Source organism: Chitinophaga sp. 10T418 (assembly GCF_056394125.1).
Map to the genome: position 1 here is coordinate 729,645 of NZ_JBFTHG010000003.1, position 18,972 is coordinate 748,616.

Genomic DNA, 18,972 nt, shown 5'->3' on the forward strand with positions numbered 1-18,972 from the left:
TCACATATGAAATCATTGATCGTATCCGCCTTCAGCATAGGAATGCTTTGTTTCAGCACATTGATAGGCTCCTGTAATACTTTATACGGGAACAATTCCACTTCGCTGGTAAATGCCGACAGCACCAAAGGATTTGCGGTAGTAGAACTATTTACCTCTGAAGGCTGCTCCAGCTGTCCGCCTGCAGATGAATTGCTGGCAAGACTTGAAAAAGAAAGCCAGGGAAAACCGCTCTATCTATTGGCCTTCCACGTAGATTACTGGGATCACCAGGGGTGGCGCGACAGCTTCAGTCAGCATATCTTTTCTGAAAGACAACAGCAATATGCCAGCTGGCTGCACCTCCCTAACATATACACCCCGCAGATGGTCATCAATGGCGGCAGTGAATTTGTAGGCTCTGATGTTGGCGGCGTAACACAAGCCATCAACAAGGCTTTTACACAGGAAACTCCGGATAACTTTTCCCTGCAAACGAAGATGGCCGCGCAACAAATGGAAGTTACCTGGCAATTATCTTCTCCACAAAAAAATACCAGACTACTACTCGCTCTTGTACAAAAGAACGGACAAAGCAATGTAAAAGCAGGTGAAAACGCTGGCAGAAAGCTTTCTCATGTGCAGATAGTGCAGTCACTGACGACGGTAGATATCAGGAAAACAACCACTGCATTGCTGCCTGTTCCGGCAGACTTTAATACGCAAAACTGGGAACTGATCGGGTTTGTACAAAAAGAAAGCAATGGTCAGATCATCGCAGCTACCAGGGCAGATCTTCAACACTTCTCCACCAACAAATAATTACTGATATGAAACCGTCCAAAACATACGATCGCCGTCACTTCCTGGGAATGGGCACACTGGCATTAGGTGCACTGGGTTTACCATTTCGTTCTCTTGGCGCCATGACTCCCACAGAGAAAAATAAAAGTACCTCTATTAGTATTCCGTTTAAACCGATAAAACAAATCAATGCCGGCGTACTCAACATAGGTTATGTGGAGATGGGACCAGCCGATGGTACCCCGGTAATACTTCTCCATGGCTGGCCTTACGACATACACAGCTATGAAGCCGTGGCGCCGCAACTGGCAGCGAAAGGATTTCGCGTCATCGTACCGCACCTGCGTGGCCATGGCACCACAACATTCCTTTCTTCAGACACCATGCGGAATGGTCAACAGGCGGTAGTAGCCCTCGATATCATCGCACTGATGGATGCCCTGCACATAAAAAAAGCAATACTGGGCGGATACGACTGGGGTACCCGCACCGCCAACATCATGGCCGCCTTGTGGCCGGAGAGAGTACAGGCGATGGTATGCGTGAATGGATATCTGATCAATAACCGCGAGAAAAATAAACAACCATTACCTCCGCAGGCAGAATGGAGCTGGTGGTATCAATTCTATTTCGCTACGGAAAGAGGCAGGCAAGGATTGGAGCAGAACCGGGAAGAACTCGCCAGGCTCATCTGGAAATTCAACTCTCCGGCATGGAAATTCGACGACAGCACTTTCAAGGAATATGCCAGCTCTTTCAGCAATGCGGATTATACAAATGTGGTGATCCACAACTACCGCTGGCGACTGGGTATTGCTGATGGCGATCCTGCATATGATGCGCTGGAAGCCAGGCTCGCGGAAGGTCCCGTTATCAACGTCCCCACCATTACGCTGGACGGAGATGCAGACGGCATCGCCAAAGCCACCGATGGTCAGGCATACAAAAAGAAATTTGTGGGTATACATCGCCATTACGTAATACCAGGAGCGGGGCATAATCTTCCTGGCGAAGCACCAGAACGTTTTGCCCAGGCTGTTATCGAAGCAGCGTCACTTTAGAAACTAATCTATTTATAAATAAAAAAACATTTATTATGAATACCAATACCACCACCACGAAAATACTATATACCGGCAAAACCCGCACTACAGGCGGTCGCGAAGGCAGCTCCGCGAGCACCGACAATCAGCTTAACATCAAACTGGGTGTACCCGGCAGCGGAAAAGGCACGAATCCGGAACAGCTGTTTGCTGCTGGATGGTCCGCCTGTTTTATAGGTGCCATGGGTCTTGCAGCGCATGCACTGCGCATTAAGCTCCCGGAAAATACCGCTGTAAATGCTGAAGTAGATCTCATGAATACAGATGGAGCATATAGTTTACAGGCACGCCTATACGTTGAATTACCAGGAATAGAAGAAGAAACAGCCCGGCAGATCGTTACAACAGCACATGCTACCTGCCCGTATTCAAAGGCCATCCGGAATAATATCCCTGTTGAAATAGTAGTGTCATAAAACCAACCATGGCATGTGGTAAGTTAACGGGTAGCCTTGGGGCTGCCCGTTTTTTATTGGGTCTTATGTCTAAACAAAGTAACTAAAGCGCTGGTATGACTCCAGTTCCTCCACTATACTATTTGATTAAAAAAAGTCCCAGGGAATAGCTGAACAAATAATTTTGACCTTTTAACTTAATCATTTTAGGTTGCGTCATATCCTCGCACTTAACCTTATATTTAGCAACCTGGTAATATACCAGATAAACAGGCGATGCTATTCTCCCATTTTGCCAACGGATCAGTATATCATCATCGAATGTTTCAGGCGCTGCCGGTGATTTAGCGAAGTCATTTTTATACAGGTCATCTTGTCTTACGAGCAATGCATTATTCTTTACTTCAAAAACATCACATCTTTCTCTGTGTACCACCTGGTACTCACATGGCTTCAGCCCGTAAGGCTGTAATAGCTCAATTTCATAGTCATCCAGCATCTTAAACTTTATGCTGTCCGCAAACTGTGAACCCAAAGCCTCAGATTTTCTATCTATACTATCTTTAAAAACAACTGTTTTAAAGTAGTCATGTTTTTTATAGTCCGGATAATCATATTTTTCTCTATTGAAGTACAAGTCTCCCTGCTTGTCAAGATAAAATGGCAATTTCCAATCAAAGGTCTTCTCTATGATCACCGTTCCGTGAATGTCGATAATTTTAAATGGAAGATGACTGTCGTCTGGTTTCAATAATATCCTATCGTCCTTTAAGAAAACCAATTCGGAGAGATGTTCCGTACCGAGCACCTTTATAAATTTCGTTGTATCTTTTACAAGATCCGCAAGGAAAGGAACTTCGGGATGCGTATCCTTTTTGGGGAATGGATTACACGACAACAGTGTTCCCATTAAAAATACCAAACAAACAGCTACCTGAAAGATTGAAATTGGGGCTCTTTTCATATTTTTCTTTTCATCTGGATACATGACATTATCTAACAATGCTTTCCCAGCATCTAAAATACAATATAAACAGATAACAGTCAGACAAAAAAAATGAACGATAACGATCAAACTATGAATGTAAAAACATTGTAAGACTGAATGTTTATACTACTTCTACACAAGATTTTTTCACTGCCTGTATGGACGTTTATATTCCTTTCATTAAAAAGCACGGCATCGGGCAAGCTACCACTTGCTTGAAGTAAAAGGATTTTTTGCACCATTGACAGTAGAACTGGAAGCCACCCTTATAAAATAAAATGCAAAAGAAGAAGTAGAAATATTTTATCTGACAAGCCTTACATCCTGGCAAAAATCTATCACCTGGAGTGATGCTGTTGATGTTAAGTGTTGACGGATTTATACATTGCCTCCCCAACTTATCTATCCGCAGGCATATCCACCTGTCATTCAACTGGATTAAAGCTGTTTTACCCTCATTTTGATGAATAAACCCCTTATACCTGCCTCCTTTAAATTGTACATCTTTTTTTATCAGCCAGAGCCTGTTATAGATTCTTTACTATAGCCAGTTCTGAACGTCATCCCCGCATCAAGTCCACCTCTGCTGCGCGGCTTCTATATATCCTATGCCTGACCCAGGTATAAGATCGGCGGAGTCTATATAATGAAGAGGCAATGCCGGCTACAATGATGGGTGTGTTCAATGCACTATATCTTATAACGACGAGGAAGATAATCTCCTCTACAATTTTCCAAAAACGCTAAATATTTATTGTTTATCAATAAATATTTATTATTTTTACAGCACCATCTAAAATTCATAAAATCATTATGAAAAGAATTTCAATAATATTTCTTCAGGCGGTCATCGTGCTTATCGGTATTGTGGCACTTGCCATTTTGATTCGACTTCCCTTAACCGAAGGAAGAGCCGCCAACTTAGATTTATTTAGCATTTACGCTGACCCATTCATCTTATATGGATATGCAGCATCCATTGCTTTTTTTGTTGCGCTATACAAGGCATTCAGATTACTTGGATATATCGGACAAAATAAAGTATTCTCATCAAACGCTGTTAAGGCTTTAAAGAGCATAAAGTATTGTGCAATCGTACTGGGTGTTTTAATTGTAATAGCAGGACTATACATAAGGATATCCCATAATAAAGAGGACGACCCTGCGGGTTTTCTTGCCATTTGTATTGTGACTACTTTTGTTGCTGTCGTAATTGCAACTGCTGCAGCAATATTTGAAAAAATATTGCAAAATGCCATAGATATGAAATCCGAAAATGACTTAACAATTTAAGCTATGCCAATTATTGTAAACCTAGACGTGATGATGGCAAAGCGAAAAATTTCTCTCAATGAACTTTCTGAAAGAGTTGATTTGACATTATCTAACCTTTCAATCTTAAAGACAGGGAAGGCAAAAGCAATTCGTTTTAGCACATTAGACGCAATTTGTAAAGCATTGGACTGCCAACCGGGTGACATTCTGGAATATGTAAATGACGAGAAATAACAACGGACCGCTAACAAACGGTTTGGCAACAGTCAGCATTACAAGCGGAAATAAAAAAGACAGGATAGCATAAATGCTATCCTGTCCAGTCTGGTCGGGGCAACTGTACACATTTCGAACTTTCTTATCCCGGACTTAATCAGCGTTCAGTAGTCTTGTTTCTCTGATAATTCCAAATTCCCAAAAGCAACGCTACCAATACAAAAACTCCGCCCACCCAAGGCATGGCATGTAGGGAGAATCTGTTCACAACGATCCCTCCCACCAGTGACCCAAAAGTCACTCCAATATTAAATGCAGACACGTTTACAGCAGATGCAATGCCACCACTTCCCGGCTTGTTTTTTTCCGATAGCTGCACTACCAGCAGTTGCAATGCAGGGACATTTCCATACGCCAGAAATCCCAACATCAATACAAGCGCGATGACAAAAAGCTTACTATCCAATACAAATGATAAAAGGAATAATACAATGGCGTGGAAAAGGAACAGGTACACCAAAGTTCTCGACGGCTTACGATCAGATAAGCGTCCTCCGGCAAAATTCCCTATAGCTACCCCAACTCCAAATATTAATAAAACAAGATTAATGGCGTTCCCGGAAAATCCCGTGATATTTTTTAATATAGGAGATAAGTAAGTGAACAAAACAAAAGTCCCTGTATAGGCAAAAATATTAGACAACAATACGATCAGGACGGAGGAACTTCTGAATACATCTGGAATGTCCCTTAACCTTAATGCAGCGGTTGGTTTAGGCTGTTGCGGCAATACAATGCCAAGCGTTACTAACCCTACAATAGCCCAAATGATAATTGCCAAAAAAGTGTTGCTCCAACCATAATGAGTACCAATGTAAGTTCCCAGGGGAGCACCCACAACTGTAGAAATCATTAACCCCGAAAAAACCAATGATATGGCGGTTGCTTTCTTGTTGTCTGCAACCATATTGCTGGCCACCACCACTGCGTGTGCTAAAAACAAACCATTAGCAGCACCAGTGATTACCCTGCTCATGAGTAGCATTGAAATGTCTTTTGCAAAAAAAGCAATCATATTTCCAAATACAAAGGAAAGGAGCGTCAGTATCAGCAGTTTTTTACGTTCTATGCTTCCTGTAAGTGCCGTAAACAGGGGACCTCCTATGGCAATACCCAATGCGTACATGGTCACCAATAACCCCGTTGAAGAAAGTGGGACGGATAAATCGGATGCGATGGAGGGTAGCAACCCTACAACAACAAATTCTGCTGTTCCAAATCCGAATATGCAAAAAGTTAAAGCCCAAATAGCCGAAGGAATCTTTTTTGATGTTGCTTGTTCTATCATTAATCTGAATTTTATTTCTACAAAATTCAGTTTGGAAGCAGCAGCATTAAAGGAAGTAGATCACAAAACGAGCGTGATAAATATCACGCGCTTGGGGATGTTAGCCTGCTCAGGGTTTCTCTCGAAATGCCTAAATAAGAGGCAATCAAATTTTTGGGAACCCGTTGTAAAAGGTCTGGATATTGCTGTATCAGGTACTCAAAGCGTTGCTTTGCATTGAAGCTAATGAGCGACAAGATTCGTTTCTGCAAAGCGATATACCCCGAAGTTGTTTTTTTACGAAAGAAATATTCCATTTTTCGCATTTCCTGACAAAGCTTTTCCTTGTTTTCCAATGAGATATAAAGTGTTTCGCTGTTTTCAAGACAGTCCACATTCAAAGTCGCCGGAGTTTGGCTATGAAAAGCTGCAGAATCTGAAATCCACCAATTTTCCGTGGCAAAAAGTATAATATGGGCTTTCCCTTTATCGTCAATATCCCAGGATTTCAACAAGCCGCTTATTACAAAATAGTCATACCTGGCGTAGTCGCCATTTTGTATGACATACTGATTTTTCAAAAACTTCCTATACGTAAAGTGGGACAGAACATATTCAAACTCATCGTTCGTTAGCTGTACTATTTCTTCAATATGTGCTCTTAGTTGTTGGCTCATTTAACGCTTAATTTGTATTCAGTGCTTTCGTTATACTTTCCCCTAAACGATGATGTACGCTTCATTATATAGCTACCAGAAAAGTCACATCACACCTAAATTTAAACAAAAGATCACAGGTACAGTACAACTAACTCATATACCAGCCACCATTAACATTTTTATTGTTTGACCTGCAATGTATCCGTTGGTTGCCAGCACTAAGCGCGTGAGATATATTGAACAGAAAAGTCAACGCTCACTCATCTCCCTGTTTCCCTGCGGAATTCCCCTGGCGGCATGCCGGTGATATTAGAAAACAAGCGTGAGAAGGAAGCCAAATCCTCATACCCTACCCGGTAGCAGATTTCGGAAATACTGAGTTTAGTTTCTCCCAATAATTTCTTCGCTATTTCCATTCGTTTTTCCTGGATCCATTTACCCGGACTGGTATCCAATTCTTCCCGGAACTTGCGTGATAACGTCCGGGAGGACATACCCATTTGCCGGGATAGAAAATCCAGGCTTAGGATTTCCATATTGTCTTTTAGCAGTTTGGTGAGTTGTTTTTCAAAGCTGCCAACCAATTCGGTAGCCGGAATCTCATAAGGGCTTTGAAATTCGCGCGCAGGCGGGAGTACCATTATTTTCCGTACACGTTTCAGCTGCTTTGCAAAACCGAGGTCTGTTAGCAGGCTGCTAATCAATTCCAACCCGGCAAAGCCTCCGCCGGAAGTATAAATATTTTCCTGTTTCACTACAATCCGGGAAGGTTCCCAGCGTACTGCAGGAAACCGCTGTTGTACCTCTTCTTTCAACCACCAGGAGATAGTAGCCCGCTTCCCATCCAGCACACCATTGGCCGCCAGGAGATAAGAGGCTCCGCAGGTGGCCGCAATAATGGCGCCGTGTCGTTGTGCGGCCTTAATAAATGGAGCCGCACGTTTTGCTTCCAGTGCCAATAAACGGTGTTCGGGGCTAGCCTGCGMTCCAGCCCCTGCTAATAAAATCAATACATCTGCTTTTTTAGAAGGTTTTGTTCTCGCATTAAAAGAAATAGCAGAACGTGAAACAGCGTGTGCATGTTTGGACACAAACTCAAAAGTAAAAACTTCCGATTCATTCACTGTATTCATCGCCTGCAGTACTTCCACCACGCTGGAGGCTATCGCTGCATAAAAACCGGAAGGTAAATAGATAACGAAATGCATGTGTCTATTTTTGCATAGTAATTGTCAGATAAGACATATCGAAGATAAGAAATGCCCGGTAATATTGTGATTCAAACAAACAACGCAATGAAAGCAATAACATTTAGCCGCATCGGCGCACCGGAAGAAGTACTCCAATTATCTGAAGTGCCAGTACCGGTTATAAAAGATAACGAAGTTTTGATCAGAACAACCGCAGCCTCTATTAACCCGGGTGATTTTCTATTTATTCAGAACCTTTACCCGGAACCCAAAAAGCCAGTATTCCCTCAACAGGTAGCCGGCAATCACGGCGCTGGTATTATAGAAAAAGCAGGGAAAGGAGTGTCGCTGCAACCGGGCAGCCACGCAGCATTCAGCTATTACAACTCCTGGGCGGAATATGTAGCGGTTCCGGCAGAATGGCTGATCCCCTTACCAGCCGATTATCCTCCTGAACTAGCTTCCCAGTTCGTAAATATGATTACTGCATGGGACCTGTTGAAGCAGTCGGACGTTAAGCCAGGACAGTGGCTGGTGTTGACGGCTGGTAATTCTACCGTATCAACATTGGTGTCTCAACTGGCGAAACAACAAGGAATACCCGTTATTTCCATTGTACGTCATGTCAAACAAGTACATTTACTGGAATCACTGGGTGCCACAGCAGTAATAGACCTTTCGGCAGAGCAGGGAAATATCACACAACGCATAATGGATATTACCGGCAATAAAGGCGTAAATGGTATTATTGATAATGTGGGAGGTCCGGTTACCGGGGAGTTGATCCGGTGCGTCGCCTTTGGCGGCAAACTAATTATCAATGGCGGTATGAGTGCGGAGAAATACACACTTCATAATTTCGACATTCTATTAAAAGGTCTCCAGGTTCAACCGCATGTATACCGCTACTTTTTCACGCCACCACTTCCGGAAGATATTGCTATGCTGAAGGAAATTGCAGAAATGACTGCCGGTTTTACTTCAAATGTTTTCGCGGGGCATGCGCTGGAAGATTTTAAAACAGCCATCAAAGAGAGTATTCACTTTTCGGAAAAAGGGAAGCATATTTTCATCATGTAATCAAATAAAAAAGCCATACAGTTTATGCTGTATGGCTTTTTCTAGTCAGGATGACTGGATACATTTCGAACTTATTTATCGGAGATCTATTGAAAATCAACGATTATGTTTATCTACTTAGATAGCCTTTTTCTCTTTGTGTTTTAAATAATAAACTGTTGCTAAAATCATTATTATCGCAAGCCCGACTACTGTAAAAGGAGTGAGTATTAGAAAAATCCTCCAATGTCAAAGGCAGCATTAAACTAATTGCACACAATAATTCTGACTGTTGAAACCAGCGTTAATTAATCAAAAGTCGTAAATCTGATATCTTATCATACGGTGATTGTATGATGCTCTGCAGGATCACTATATATTGTTTAAATAGGTCCAGTATCATCTCCCTTTGAAAGATATCTGTATTATATTCTACTGCAAGCCGCAACCCATCGTGACGTTCCCGGGCGGCAATATTCAATTCAAATTGACTGGTTTCATGCCTGATGCTGATCTCCGATGCTGAAAGTCCTTCCAGGTCAAGTTTAGGAACATCGGGCATATTCTGAAGGAGAAATATTGCCTGGAAAAGCGGCATTTTCTCCTGGCCATGAGGATATTGAAAATGGTCCAACATCATTTCCAAAGGTACATCCTGGTGTTCATATGCCTCCAGGATGACTTTCCGGACTTGATGAAGAAATTGAATAAAATCCGGATTGCCACGCAAGTCGCTGCGAAGAGGAAGCAGATTATTGGAAAAGAAACCTACAAGTCCTTTCTGTTCCTGTCTCGTCCTCCCAGCCATTGCCGTGGCTATGCAGATGTCATGTCTGCCGCTGTAACGGTATATGGCGACCTTAAAAGCTGCGAGCAGCGTCATGAACAACGTGCAATCCTCCTGTTGTGAAAGCTGCCGGAGTGATTGGACTAGTTCCATATCCAGCTTAAAATAGAGCATGGCCCCCTTGGTAATTGTGGATGAATTACCCCTGTTATCCGACGGAAGCAGCCAGGGTGTATAGCCATGTAGTCTTTCCTTCCAATACTGAAGGCCCTTTTCCAGCATGCCTGAAGCGATATACCGATGCTGCCATAATGCATAGTCTGCAAACTGTAGTGAAAGAGGAGGCTGCTGGCTGGAGCTTCCTGCAACAAAAGCATTGTACATTTCCATGAATTCCTTCATGATGATCGATAATGACCAGCCATCCGCTGCAATGTGATGCAGAACGATGACCAGTATGTGCTCGCCCTTAGCAAGACGCACCAGGCAAGCCCTCAGCATGTAATGCCTGGAAAGATCAAAAGGGGTATTCACCAGGGACATGATGAGGTCCAGGAGGTATGCATCAGAAAGATCAGCCATTGAATGATCGAGCTGATGTAATTCCCAGTCGTCTCCGGTAAGGAACAATTGGTATCTGCTGCCTTCTGATCGATCCGTCTGTATGATGGTTCTAAGCGCTTCATGGCGCTTGATGATCCCCGCGAAGGCCGCTGCCAATGCATGACTGTTACAATCGCCAGTAAGCCTGTAAACCCGGTTGATGTGATAATGGATCGATCCATATTGTTTGTCGATCTGCCATAATTCTTCCTGGCCAAAGGAAAGAGGTATTGCCGTGATGGCCTGCCGGTCAAATGGAGTAATGTCTTCCATAAAGGAATTTTCGGGGTCCTTTCCGGCAAGGAACAAGGCTAGCTTTTCCAAAGTTCTGTGCCTGTACAAATCACCAACAGAGATAGTGATCTCGAATTCTTTCTTAATATGCGCCTTTAACTGCATCAGGAGTAGTGAATGCCCTCCCAATTGGAAGAAATCGTCTTTGCGACCGATAGCCGGCAACTGCAACAGCTGTTGCCATATGGCCTCCAGGGTCTTTTCCCGGCTGTTTTGAGGTGCTTCGTAGCTATTGCTCATTGCCTGTGGGTCCGGGTCAGGCAGCCCCTTCTTGTCGATCTTTCCATTGGCTGTTAAAGGAAGGGAGGCCATCGGATGGATAATGGCAGGGATCATATAGGATGGTAATGATGCAGCAAGATACTCTTGCAGGGCTGTGATCTCATATGCCCCCACCGGTAGTACGACGTAAGCAATCAATTGCAAGAAATTCCTATCTGTCTGGCGGGCAACCACAACTGCCTGCCTTGCAAGACCGCTCCTGATGATCATCTCTTCGATCTCTCCCGGCTCGACCCGAAATCCCCTGATCTTCAATTGCTGGTCCGCCCGACTCAGGAATTCAATAGTTCCATCGGACAGGTAACGGGCCAGATCGCCGGTTCGGTATACCCGGCCGGTAGTAAGACCGGCTCCATCTACAAAACGCTCTGCGGTCAGATCGGCACGCCGGTAATATCCCCTGGATAATCCATCTCCGCCTACGTACAATTCTCCAGTTACACCAACTGGCATATTTTGCCGGTAAGCGTTCAATATGAAGGCAGATCTGCCTGCGAGCGGGCGACCGATCGGAATGTTACTATCAGGTACCTGCTTTATGCAATGGGTCAATGAGAATGTAGTATTCTCTGTCGGCCCGTATCCGTTGATGATCTCCAGGTCAGGATAGGCTGAACGCAATTTTTGTATATGCGTCACCGATAGTTTTTCACCGCCAGCTAATACAGCTCGCAAACCGCTGAATATCGTAATGTCGTTTTCGATCAGTTGATTCAGCCAACTGGCGGTGAACCACATAAGGGTGATGCCATTATTACGGATCGCCAAACGAAGAAGGTCAGTATCCAGTAGCTCTTCTTCATGACAAAGTACCAGCCTGCCACCATTCAAAAGCATCCCGAAATATTCAAAAGTAGTGGCGTCAAATGAGGGGGAACCGGTGGCAAGCAACCTATCTGATGGTCCGAGGGAGACAAAATTTCCTTCTTTGGCCAGGCTAACTACCCCACGTTGTGTGATCATAACGCCTTTGGGTTGTCCGGTCGATCCGGAGGTATACATCAGGTAGGCCAGGCTGTCAGCATCGTTGTCGGCTAGAATTTCCTCCCCGGGTACTGTTTCCGGAAGTTCTTGTATATCGTCTATGTTGATGAGCGCTGACTCTGGCAATAACCCCTTCAACAGGGGGTGCACAAAGGTCGAGGTGACGATTAATGCAGGTGCTAATTCTTCCAGCATGCGTTCAATGCGCTGCATGGGGTAGGATGGGTCCAATGGCACGTATGCGCCCCCCGCTTTCAATATGCCCAGGATAGCGATGATCAGTTCGGGTGACCGGTGTATACATACAGGTATCAGCTGCTCCTTGCTGATGCCTTTAATGACAAGCAGACTGGCCAGCTGGTTGGCCAGTCTACCCAGTTCTGTGTAGCTTATCGCTACGTTTCCGGCCTGCAGTGCGATCGATTCCGGCTGCAGCCTTACCTGTTCTTCAAACAGCATGCTGATCGTTTTATTTGCCGGATAGGGAAGGGGGCCAGACGGTACTATTACCTGGTCCCCGGAGGTCAGGATCATCGATCTGTCAATCTCTTCATGGAAATTATAAATGATTTGGTTCAGCGCCCTTTCGAAATATTGATGGAATGTTTCGATCGTTTTCCCGCTTTTAAAAATCCGGGATTGGGAGAATAGAATCGACAGCACATTACCGGTGATATTTATCGAACAATCCAGGTAAGTATTGGTGATGGCAAAATTGCCGTAGGTGATGCTGTTGTCGTCATCTACTGAGCCATGGAACAGCCCTTTTTCCAACTGGTCGTATACATGGAAATTGATAAAATTAAAAATTATATCAAAGAACGGATTCCCATTGTCGCGGACTTCCTTATTCACTGCCGCTATCTCAGAAAATGGCAGCCTTTCATAGGTCTTCAGTTCTAGTTGCTTTTGATCTATCTGCCTGATGAATTCCTGCCATCGGGTTCCGGGAGGTGGGACCGGGAACCTGAAAGGGATGGTATTTAAAAAGCAACCTAATATCCTGTCGCCGTCCTCAACGATGGGCCTGTTGTTGGTTACCAGCCCGATAGTAAGCTCTTCTTCATAAGTGAATAAGCTGACGGTATAGTATAAAGCTCCAAGGAACAAGCTTTTCAACGGGATGTTCGCGTCCCTGGCCCTTGTTTTTATTGCTTCGAAGATGGCCGGATCGTATTTCCGGATATATCGCTGTACCATCTTTTCTGTTGAAAATATATCAAGGGGCTTATAACCATCCATTTCCCTTTGCCAGAAGGTCCTGGACAGAAGGTTATTGCTTTCGGCGATGCCTTCGATGACATAATCTTTGTAGCTTCCCTGCAAGGCTGGTAATATGACGGGGGCATATGCATCTCTGAGCTGCAGGTAACAATTATTGAGTTCGGTGTTCAAAGCCGACACGCTCCATCCATCCAGGATTGCATGATGGGTCTGCAAAATGAAAACATTGCGCGTTCTGAAAGTGATGACCGCTGTCCGCCAAAGGGGAGCCAGCGTACAATCGAATGGTTTCTTCCTTTCTTCCCGAAGCCAGGAACGGATATGGTCCGGGGCAAATTGATCATCAATATGTTGGTTATCGATCACTTCAATACGGACAGGAACAGACCGGTAGACTATTTGCATGCCTACAGGATGCCAGTCAGGGCGAAAGGCTGTCCGTAGTATACCATGTTTTTCGGTCACCAGGGACAATGCTTTTTCAAATAATGATATGTCGGTGTCTTTAGGCAACCAATAAGTGAACTGATCGTGATAGATTGCCTGTTCAGGCTCCCGGGCTGAAATGAAGATCATTCCTTGCTGGACAGCGCTCATTGGAAAAATGTCTTCTACAAGATGGGCATCCGGCAACTGGGTCAGCAATGTTTGTTTCTGACCGGATACGGACTGCATGATCTGCTGGTATGTTTCTTTGTTCTTCGAGGATTGATCCATCTCCCCGATCAGAGACGCAAGGGTGGCAATGGTGGCCCTCCGGTAAATATCTGCGACCTGTATTTCTTTAACGAATATTTTTCGCATCCGGCTAACGATCCTGATCAAACGGATGGAGTCTCCTCCGAGGTCAAAGAAGTTATCGTCTATGCCGGGTTCTTTCACTCCGAGTATCTCTTCCCAGATGGCAGCGATCCGGCTTTGTGTTTCATCAGTCGGCCATTTTTTTTCAGCATTGACGCGGACCAGCTCCTCCCGGGCAGGTAATGCAGCCCTGTCGATTTTACCATTGGAAGTAAGCGGCATTTTTTCCAATTGGATAATATTTACGGGGATCATGTATTCCGGAAGCCTGCTGCGCAGGCTCCATAAAATGCTATCACAATCGACGGGGTGTGTGGTCACTATATAGGCAACCAATTGTTGCTCTCCTGCATGGCCCTCCTTGTTGGAGGTGGCCATTACAAATGCCTGTTTCACATGCCCGTTTTGGAGAAGGGCACTTTCTATTTCGCCGAGTTCGATACGGTAACCTCTTATTTTTACCTGGTTATCTATCCTGCCAAGATATTCCAATACTCCACCCGGATGCCATCTGGCCAGATCACCAGTCTTATATAACCGGTTGTAGCTTCCTTTACTAAATGGGTTTGGAATGAACCGCCCGGCTGTCAGGTCATCACGTTTCAAATACCCCCTTGCCAAACCCGCACCAGCAATATACATTTCTCCGGGCACCCCAATTGGTAGCAAGGCATGGTCATTGTCCAGAATAAAAACCGCCAGAGATGGGATCGGACGGCCGATCATGCTTCCCGGACTATCCAGCAGGTCGTCTTTGATCTCCTGGAAGGTAACGTGAACGGTCGTTTCTGTGATACCGTACATGTTGATCAGCCGGCAAGCAGGATACATTTTTTTCCAGGGCCTCAGTAACATTGGATTTAACGCTTCTCCACCAAAAATGACATATCGCAGAGGAGTGGATGACACTAGTGGATTGTCTGTCATATATTCCTGAAGCACGTAAAAAGCGGCAGGTGTCTGGTTCAGGACGGTCACTCCCTCCGCTACCAATAATGCAGCGAATGCAGGCGTATCCCGGGCCATCTGTTTGGGTACAATAACCAGCCTTCCCCCATAGAGCAACGCACCATACATTTCCCATACCGAAAAATCAAAACAATAGGAATGGAAAAGGGTCCATACATCCCCGGCATGAAAACCATAAATGTCCCTGGTCTGATCAAACAGGCTGATCACATTTTTGTGTTCGATGATCACTCCTTTGGGCCTGCCGGTGGAACCAGAAGTATAGATGATATAGGCCGCATCGTCTGCTCCGGGTCCATACTGGCCGGAGGTGTTGGTTTGAGTAGCCGAAACGTTGCGACTAACAGGAGGAACCTCATCATCCAGTATGATGATCTCTCCGCCGAATACCGGGCTAACAAGCGGCAAACATTCCCTGGTGGTAAGGACAAGCGGCGCGGAAGTATCTTCGATCATAAAACGGATCCTTTCGGGCGGATACGCCGGATCGATCGGTACATACGCTCCTGCCGCCTGCAAAACAGCCAGAAGGGCTATGATCATATCCGGCGATCGTTCCAGACAAACCGGTACCAACATTCCCCTTCCGATCCCGCGGCTTCGCAGATATTCTCCCAGGTGCGCTGATCTTTCCATCAGCTCCCTATAGGTCAGATGCGACCCGTTGCATGTTATGGCTATATTATCCGGAGTGCCGGCAGCCTGTTGCATAATCCTGCCAATGATCGTTGCCCCGGGGTCATGGGGGATTATGTCTCCCGCAGATCCCAGCAGGGATCTACGTTCCTCCGGGGGCAGGATATCTATGCTGCGCAGCGGGTTGTTCATATTTCCTTGGAATTGCTCCAGGATGTACATGAGCCGGGCAGGAAAAAGAGCGGCTTCTCCAGGCAGAAAATATGCAGTCTGGTAGATTATATTCAATTGCAGCGGCTGATGCTTTCCATAGTCCTGCCAATATACGCGCAGTGGCCTTTTTTCATATTCATTCCAACACTGGTGGAACGTAGTACTGATACCCGCTCCAAAATCCAAACCCAGATCCAGCATCAGGTGATTGACCACGATCTCAAAAAGGCTATCATCGGATGATTTGTCCCTGATCAATGCGCTCAGATCATTCAATGTGACATGCTGATTATTATAATCTTCTTTTTGACTTTTGCTGATATGGTCCAAAAGATCGGTTAAGCGCATATCCGGATCATAACTGCCTATAAACGGAACGATCCCGGAGAACATCCCGACAATGCTGCGTTGTGCACCATTTTTGCGTTTGTGCCGTACAATGCCCATCAATAATTCAGATTGTCCTGTTGCCCTTGCAAAATAGATGATCAAAGCGGCTGCCGTAAGTTTTTGAAGCGTCATGCCAGTGAGCGATGATAAATTGTCCAATGAACTTCTCTCTGCTTCAGTCAATGCGTAGGAGAACAAACCGCTAGTTTTTCCTCCTGTATCTGCGTTGTTATATTTAAATGTGAACAATTTTGCTGGTCGTGTCTCCAGTTTCCTGGTCCAGTATTGTAGTTGCCGTTGATATTCATCGCTGTTGTAGAAGGGCAGCATATCTGCCATCTCTTTGGCATAAGAAGGATAGGTCGTATCCGGTATGTCACCTGCGATCACCTGCCTGTATTTTTCTGCAATAGCTTTCAACCAGATCTGGTATCCGCTTCCATCGATCAAAAGATGGTGGAAACGGAAGTAATACCAATAACTATCCTCACTGATCCTCAGCAGATAGTGCTCGAATAACTTACCTCCTTTTTGCACGCGGAAAGGGATATTGCCTTGCTCCTGTATCCATTGCCTGGCTGACTGCTGTGGATCCTTTTGCTGACGGTAATCGCGGTATTCGAGAATGCCTGGATCAGGTTTATCTGCCAGATAACCTATAGGCTGCTGGTCTGCCAGATCGAAACTCATGGCAAAAATGTCATGCCCTGAATTGACGATGTCCAATGCTTTTTTGAATGTTTTCACGGAGAGAGCTCCGTTTAGGATAAGATATCCTGTGAGGATATAACGAGGGCTGTCCGGATGGATCAATTGGTCCACATAAATATCCTGTTGGGCAGGATGGAGGATAAAACTGTTCTTGGGCATAATGGATGGGGGTTTCTACAGAAAAATAAATTTCATGTTGCTGGATAGTCATAGAAATACATATTGCAAGGCAGACACATGTCTGTCCTTACAATAGGTAGAAATAGATCTGCATCAATGGTTTATGGGAATCTCAAACAGGTTATAGGGATCGTGCCTGTCAGAGCAGCAGAAATGAGTACGGAATTGAGTGAAGATGAATTTTCGCGCGATGAATTATTTAGCGATGGCATGATAAGGGTTTTAGGTCTAGATTGAATTTGGTGTATAATAATGCTGGCATAATTACAAAGAAGTTACAATTTTTTTTTCGTTGCCAATACCTGGTTATAAGGATTTTTTCCAGTCGGAGCCGTAAAGATAAAACTGGATATGAAAGAGAGGGAATGGAGAATGATTTAAGAAAGAAAAAATCATCCAGATGATCAAGCTTGTTTATTACTAAGTTGGAAAAACTGGACCGGGGATATTAGAAGAAGCGGGAAATAATAAGTTCGATGTATCCTGAAAAATTAAGTTTTGACGGACTTTCACTTCGAACTGCGGGCATCAATGAAGCGGTGCGCCTCATATACTCACAGGACAAAGATTTTGGCCTAAATAAAAACAGGACAAACGAGAATAAATCTCCTTTGTCCTGTCTAGTCGGGGTGACTGAACAGATTTCGAACCTATTTATCGACGATTTGATCCCAATCGGAGATTTTAGCGTCAATCGACGGTAACAGCGCACGGAGCCTACATATTATGCAGGAGCCTTGCAAGGGATGCAGTTCTTGTTTTTTTAGGGAATGCTGCCGGGACAATTGTCCTGCCAGAGCGGGATTTTTTTCMGATTTTGTAGTATCCGTATAAAAATAGAGAATATGAAAGTTTTGGTAACCGGCAGCGCCGGGCATCTTGGAGAGGCGCTGGTACGCACATTAAGACAACATTCTACTGAAGTAATCGGGTTGGATATCCAGCCCTCTGCATTTACTACTAACGTAGGCTCCATTACGGACCGCTCCTTCGTCAGAGATTGTATGAAAGGGGTAACCACCGTTTTGCATGCAGCCACGCTGCATAAGCCCCATGTGGCCACGCATACTATGCAGCAATTCGTAGATACCAATATTACCGGCACGCTTAATCTCCTGCAGGAAGCAGTGGCTGCTGGCGTGCAGTGTTTTGTTTTCACCAGCACGACCAGTGTTTTTGGGGATGCATTAGTGCCGCCTGCCGGAGCGCCTGCAGCCTGGATTACGGAGGAAATGCAGCCACAGCCCAAGAATATTTACGGGGTAACCAAAAAAGCAGCGGAAGACCTTTGCCAGCTCTTCTACAGAAATCTCGGCCTGCCCTGCATTGTACTTCGCACTTCCCGTTTCTTTCCTGAAAAAGACGACGACAAACATATGCGGGAAACCTTTCAGGACGAGAACCTGAAGGCCAACGAGTTTCTGTTTCGCAGGGTAGAGCTGGAAGACGTGGTAAATGCACATTTGCTGGCGGCAGAAAAGGCTTCCTCCATCGGATGGGGCGTTTATATCATCAGCGCTACTACACCGTTCTGCCCGGCAGATCTGCACGACCTGCGCCGCAATGCGCCCGGGGTAGTACTGCGCACCGTACCTGCTTATACAACAGCGTATAGCCATCGCGGATGGAAGATTCACCAAAGCATAGACCGGGTATATGTAAATGAGAAAGCGAGGAAAGACCTGGGTTGGGAACCAACATATGATTTCGCTTACGTAGTAGCACGTATAAACGCAGGAGAAAGTTTACGCAGCCCACTTGCCCAATTAACCGGCTCAAAAGGATATCATGCAGAGAGCTTTACGGATGGCCCCTATCCCATCAGTTAATCAGTAAATAGTCCATAAATCTCGCAATTCATGGGCTATTTACTGAAGACGCCCTCTTATAAATGATGTCTTTT

At 45.0% G+C, this 18,972-nt stretch carries 12 protein-coding genes; 7 read left to right on the forward strand and 5 right to left on the reverse strand.

What is annotated here, in order from left to right; translation table 11 throughout:
• Positions 1-6: 6 nt before the first annotated feature.
• The 3 genes from AC1DCV_RS11115 to AC1DCV_RS11125 are packed head-to-tail and all read left to right on the forward strand — an operon-like array spanning position 7 to position 2,302.
• Positions 7-801, forward strand: coding sequence for a DUF1223 domain-containing protein (locus AC1DCV_RS11115; protein ID WP_477023249.1), 795 nt, complete (start codon positions 7-9; stop codon positions 799-801).
• Between the two features lie 8 nt (positions 802-809).
• Positions 810-1,844: an alpha/beta fold hydrolase gene (locus tag AC1DCV_RS11120; protein WP_477023250.1), complete on the forward strand. Its 1,035-nt coding sequence runs from the start codon at positions 810-812 to the stop codon at positions 1,842-1,844.
• 35 nt (positions 1,845-1,879) lie between these two features.
• Positions 1,880-2,302 carry an organic hydroperoxide resistance protein gene (locus AC1DCV_RS11125; RefSeq protein ID WP_477023251.1) on the forward strand — a complete coding sequence of 141 codons (423 nt, stop codon included), beginning with the start codon at positions 1,880-1,882 and terminating at the stop codon, positions 2,300-2,302.
• A gap of 118 nt (positions 2,303-2,420) precedes the next feature.
• Here AC1DCV_RS11125 and AC1DCV_RS11130 read toward each other — a convergent pair whose 3' ends face one another.
• A complete protein-coding gene (locus AC1DCV_RS11130) occupies positions 2,421-3,356 on the reverse strand; it encodes a hypothetical protein (protein ID WP_477023252.1) in 936 nt (311 codons plus the stop codon).
• A 726-nt stretch (positions 3,357-4,082) separates the two neighbouring features.
• On the opposite strand from AC1DCV_RS11130, the gene AC1DCV_RS11135 reads away from it, so the two are divergent.
• Positions 4,083-4,562 carry a DUF2975 domain-containing protein gene (locus tag AC1DCV_RS11135; protein WP_477023253.1) on the forward strand — a complete coding sequence of 160 codons (480 nt, stop codon included), beginning with the start codon at positions 4,083-4,085 and terminating at the stop codon, positions 4,560-4,562.
• Positions 4,563-4,565: 3 nt separating this feature from the next.
• Positions 4,566-4,778, forward strand: a complete 213-nt coding sequence (locus AC1DCV_RS11140) for a helix-turn-helix domain-containing protein (protein WP_477023254.1) — start codon at positions 4,566-4,568, stop codon at positions 4,776-4,778.
• Between the two features lie 139 nt (positions 4,779-4,917).
• Here AC1DCV_RS11140 and AC1DCV_RS11145 read toward each other — a convergent pair whose 3' ends face one another.
• The 3 genes from AC1DCV_RS11145 to AC1DCV_RS11155 all read right to left on the reverse strand — a co-directional run bounded on the left by AC1DCV_RS11145 (position 4,918) and on the right by AC1DCV_RS11155 (position 7,954).
• Positions 4,918-6,108 carry an MFS transporter gene (locus AC1DCV_RS11145; protein ID WP_477023255.1) on the reverse strand — a complete coding sequence of 397 codons (1,191 nt, stop codon included), beginning with the start codon at positions 6,106-6,108 and terminating at the stop codon, positions 4,918-4,920.
• A gap of 83 nt (positions 6,109-6,191) precedes the next feature.
• A complete protein-coding gene (locus AC1DCV_RS11150) occupies positions 6,192-6,764 on the reverse strand; it encodes a Crp/Fnr family transcriptional regulator (RefSeq protein WP_477023256.1) in 573 nt (190 codons plus the stop codon).
• Between the two features lie 242 nt (positions 6,765-7,006).
• Positions 7,007-7,954, reverse strand: coding sequence for a GlxA family transcriptional regulator (locus AC1DCV_RS11155; protein WP_477023257.1), 948 nt, complete (start codon positions 7,952-7,954; stop codon positions 7,007-7,009).
• Between the two features lie 87 nt (positions 7,955-8,041).
• Between AC1DCV_RS11155 and AC1DCV_RS11160 the strand changes: the two genes are divergently transcribed.
• On the forward strand, positions 8,042-9,016 hold the full coding sequence (locus AC1DCV_RS11160) for a quinone oxidoreductase family protein (protein ID WP_477023258.1): 975 nt from the start codon (positions 8,042-8,044) through the stop codon (positions 9,014-9,016).
• Positions 9,017-9,299: 283 nt separating this feature from the next.
• Here AC1DCV_RS11160 and AC1DCV_RS11165 read toward each other — a convergent pair whose 3' ends face one another.
• Positions 9,300-17,048, reverse strand: coding sequence for an amino acid adenylation domain-containing protein (locus tag AC1DCV_RS11165; protein WP_477023259.1), 7,749 nt, complete (start codon positions 17,046-17,048; stop codon positions 9,300-9,302).
• Positions 17,049-17,914: 866 nt separating this feature from the next.
• Here AC1DCV_RS11165 and AC1DCV_RS11170 point away from each other — a divergent pair.
• Entirely contained in the window at positions 17,915-18,898 is a 984-nt protein-coding gene (locus tag AC1DCV_RS11170; protein WP_477023260.1) for an NAD-dependent epimerase/dehydratase family protein, read from the forward strand.
• The last annotated feature ends 74 nt before the right edge of the window (positions 18,899-18,972 follow it).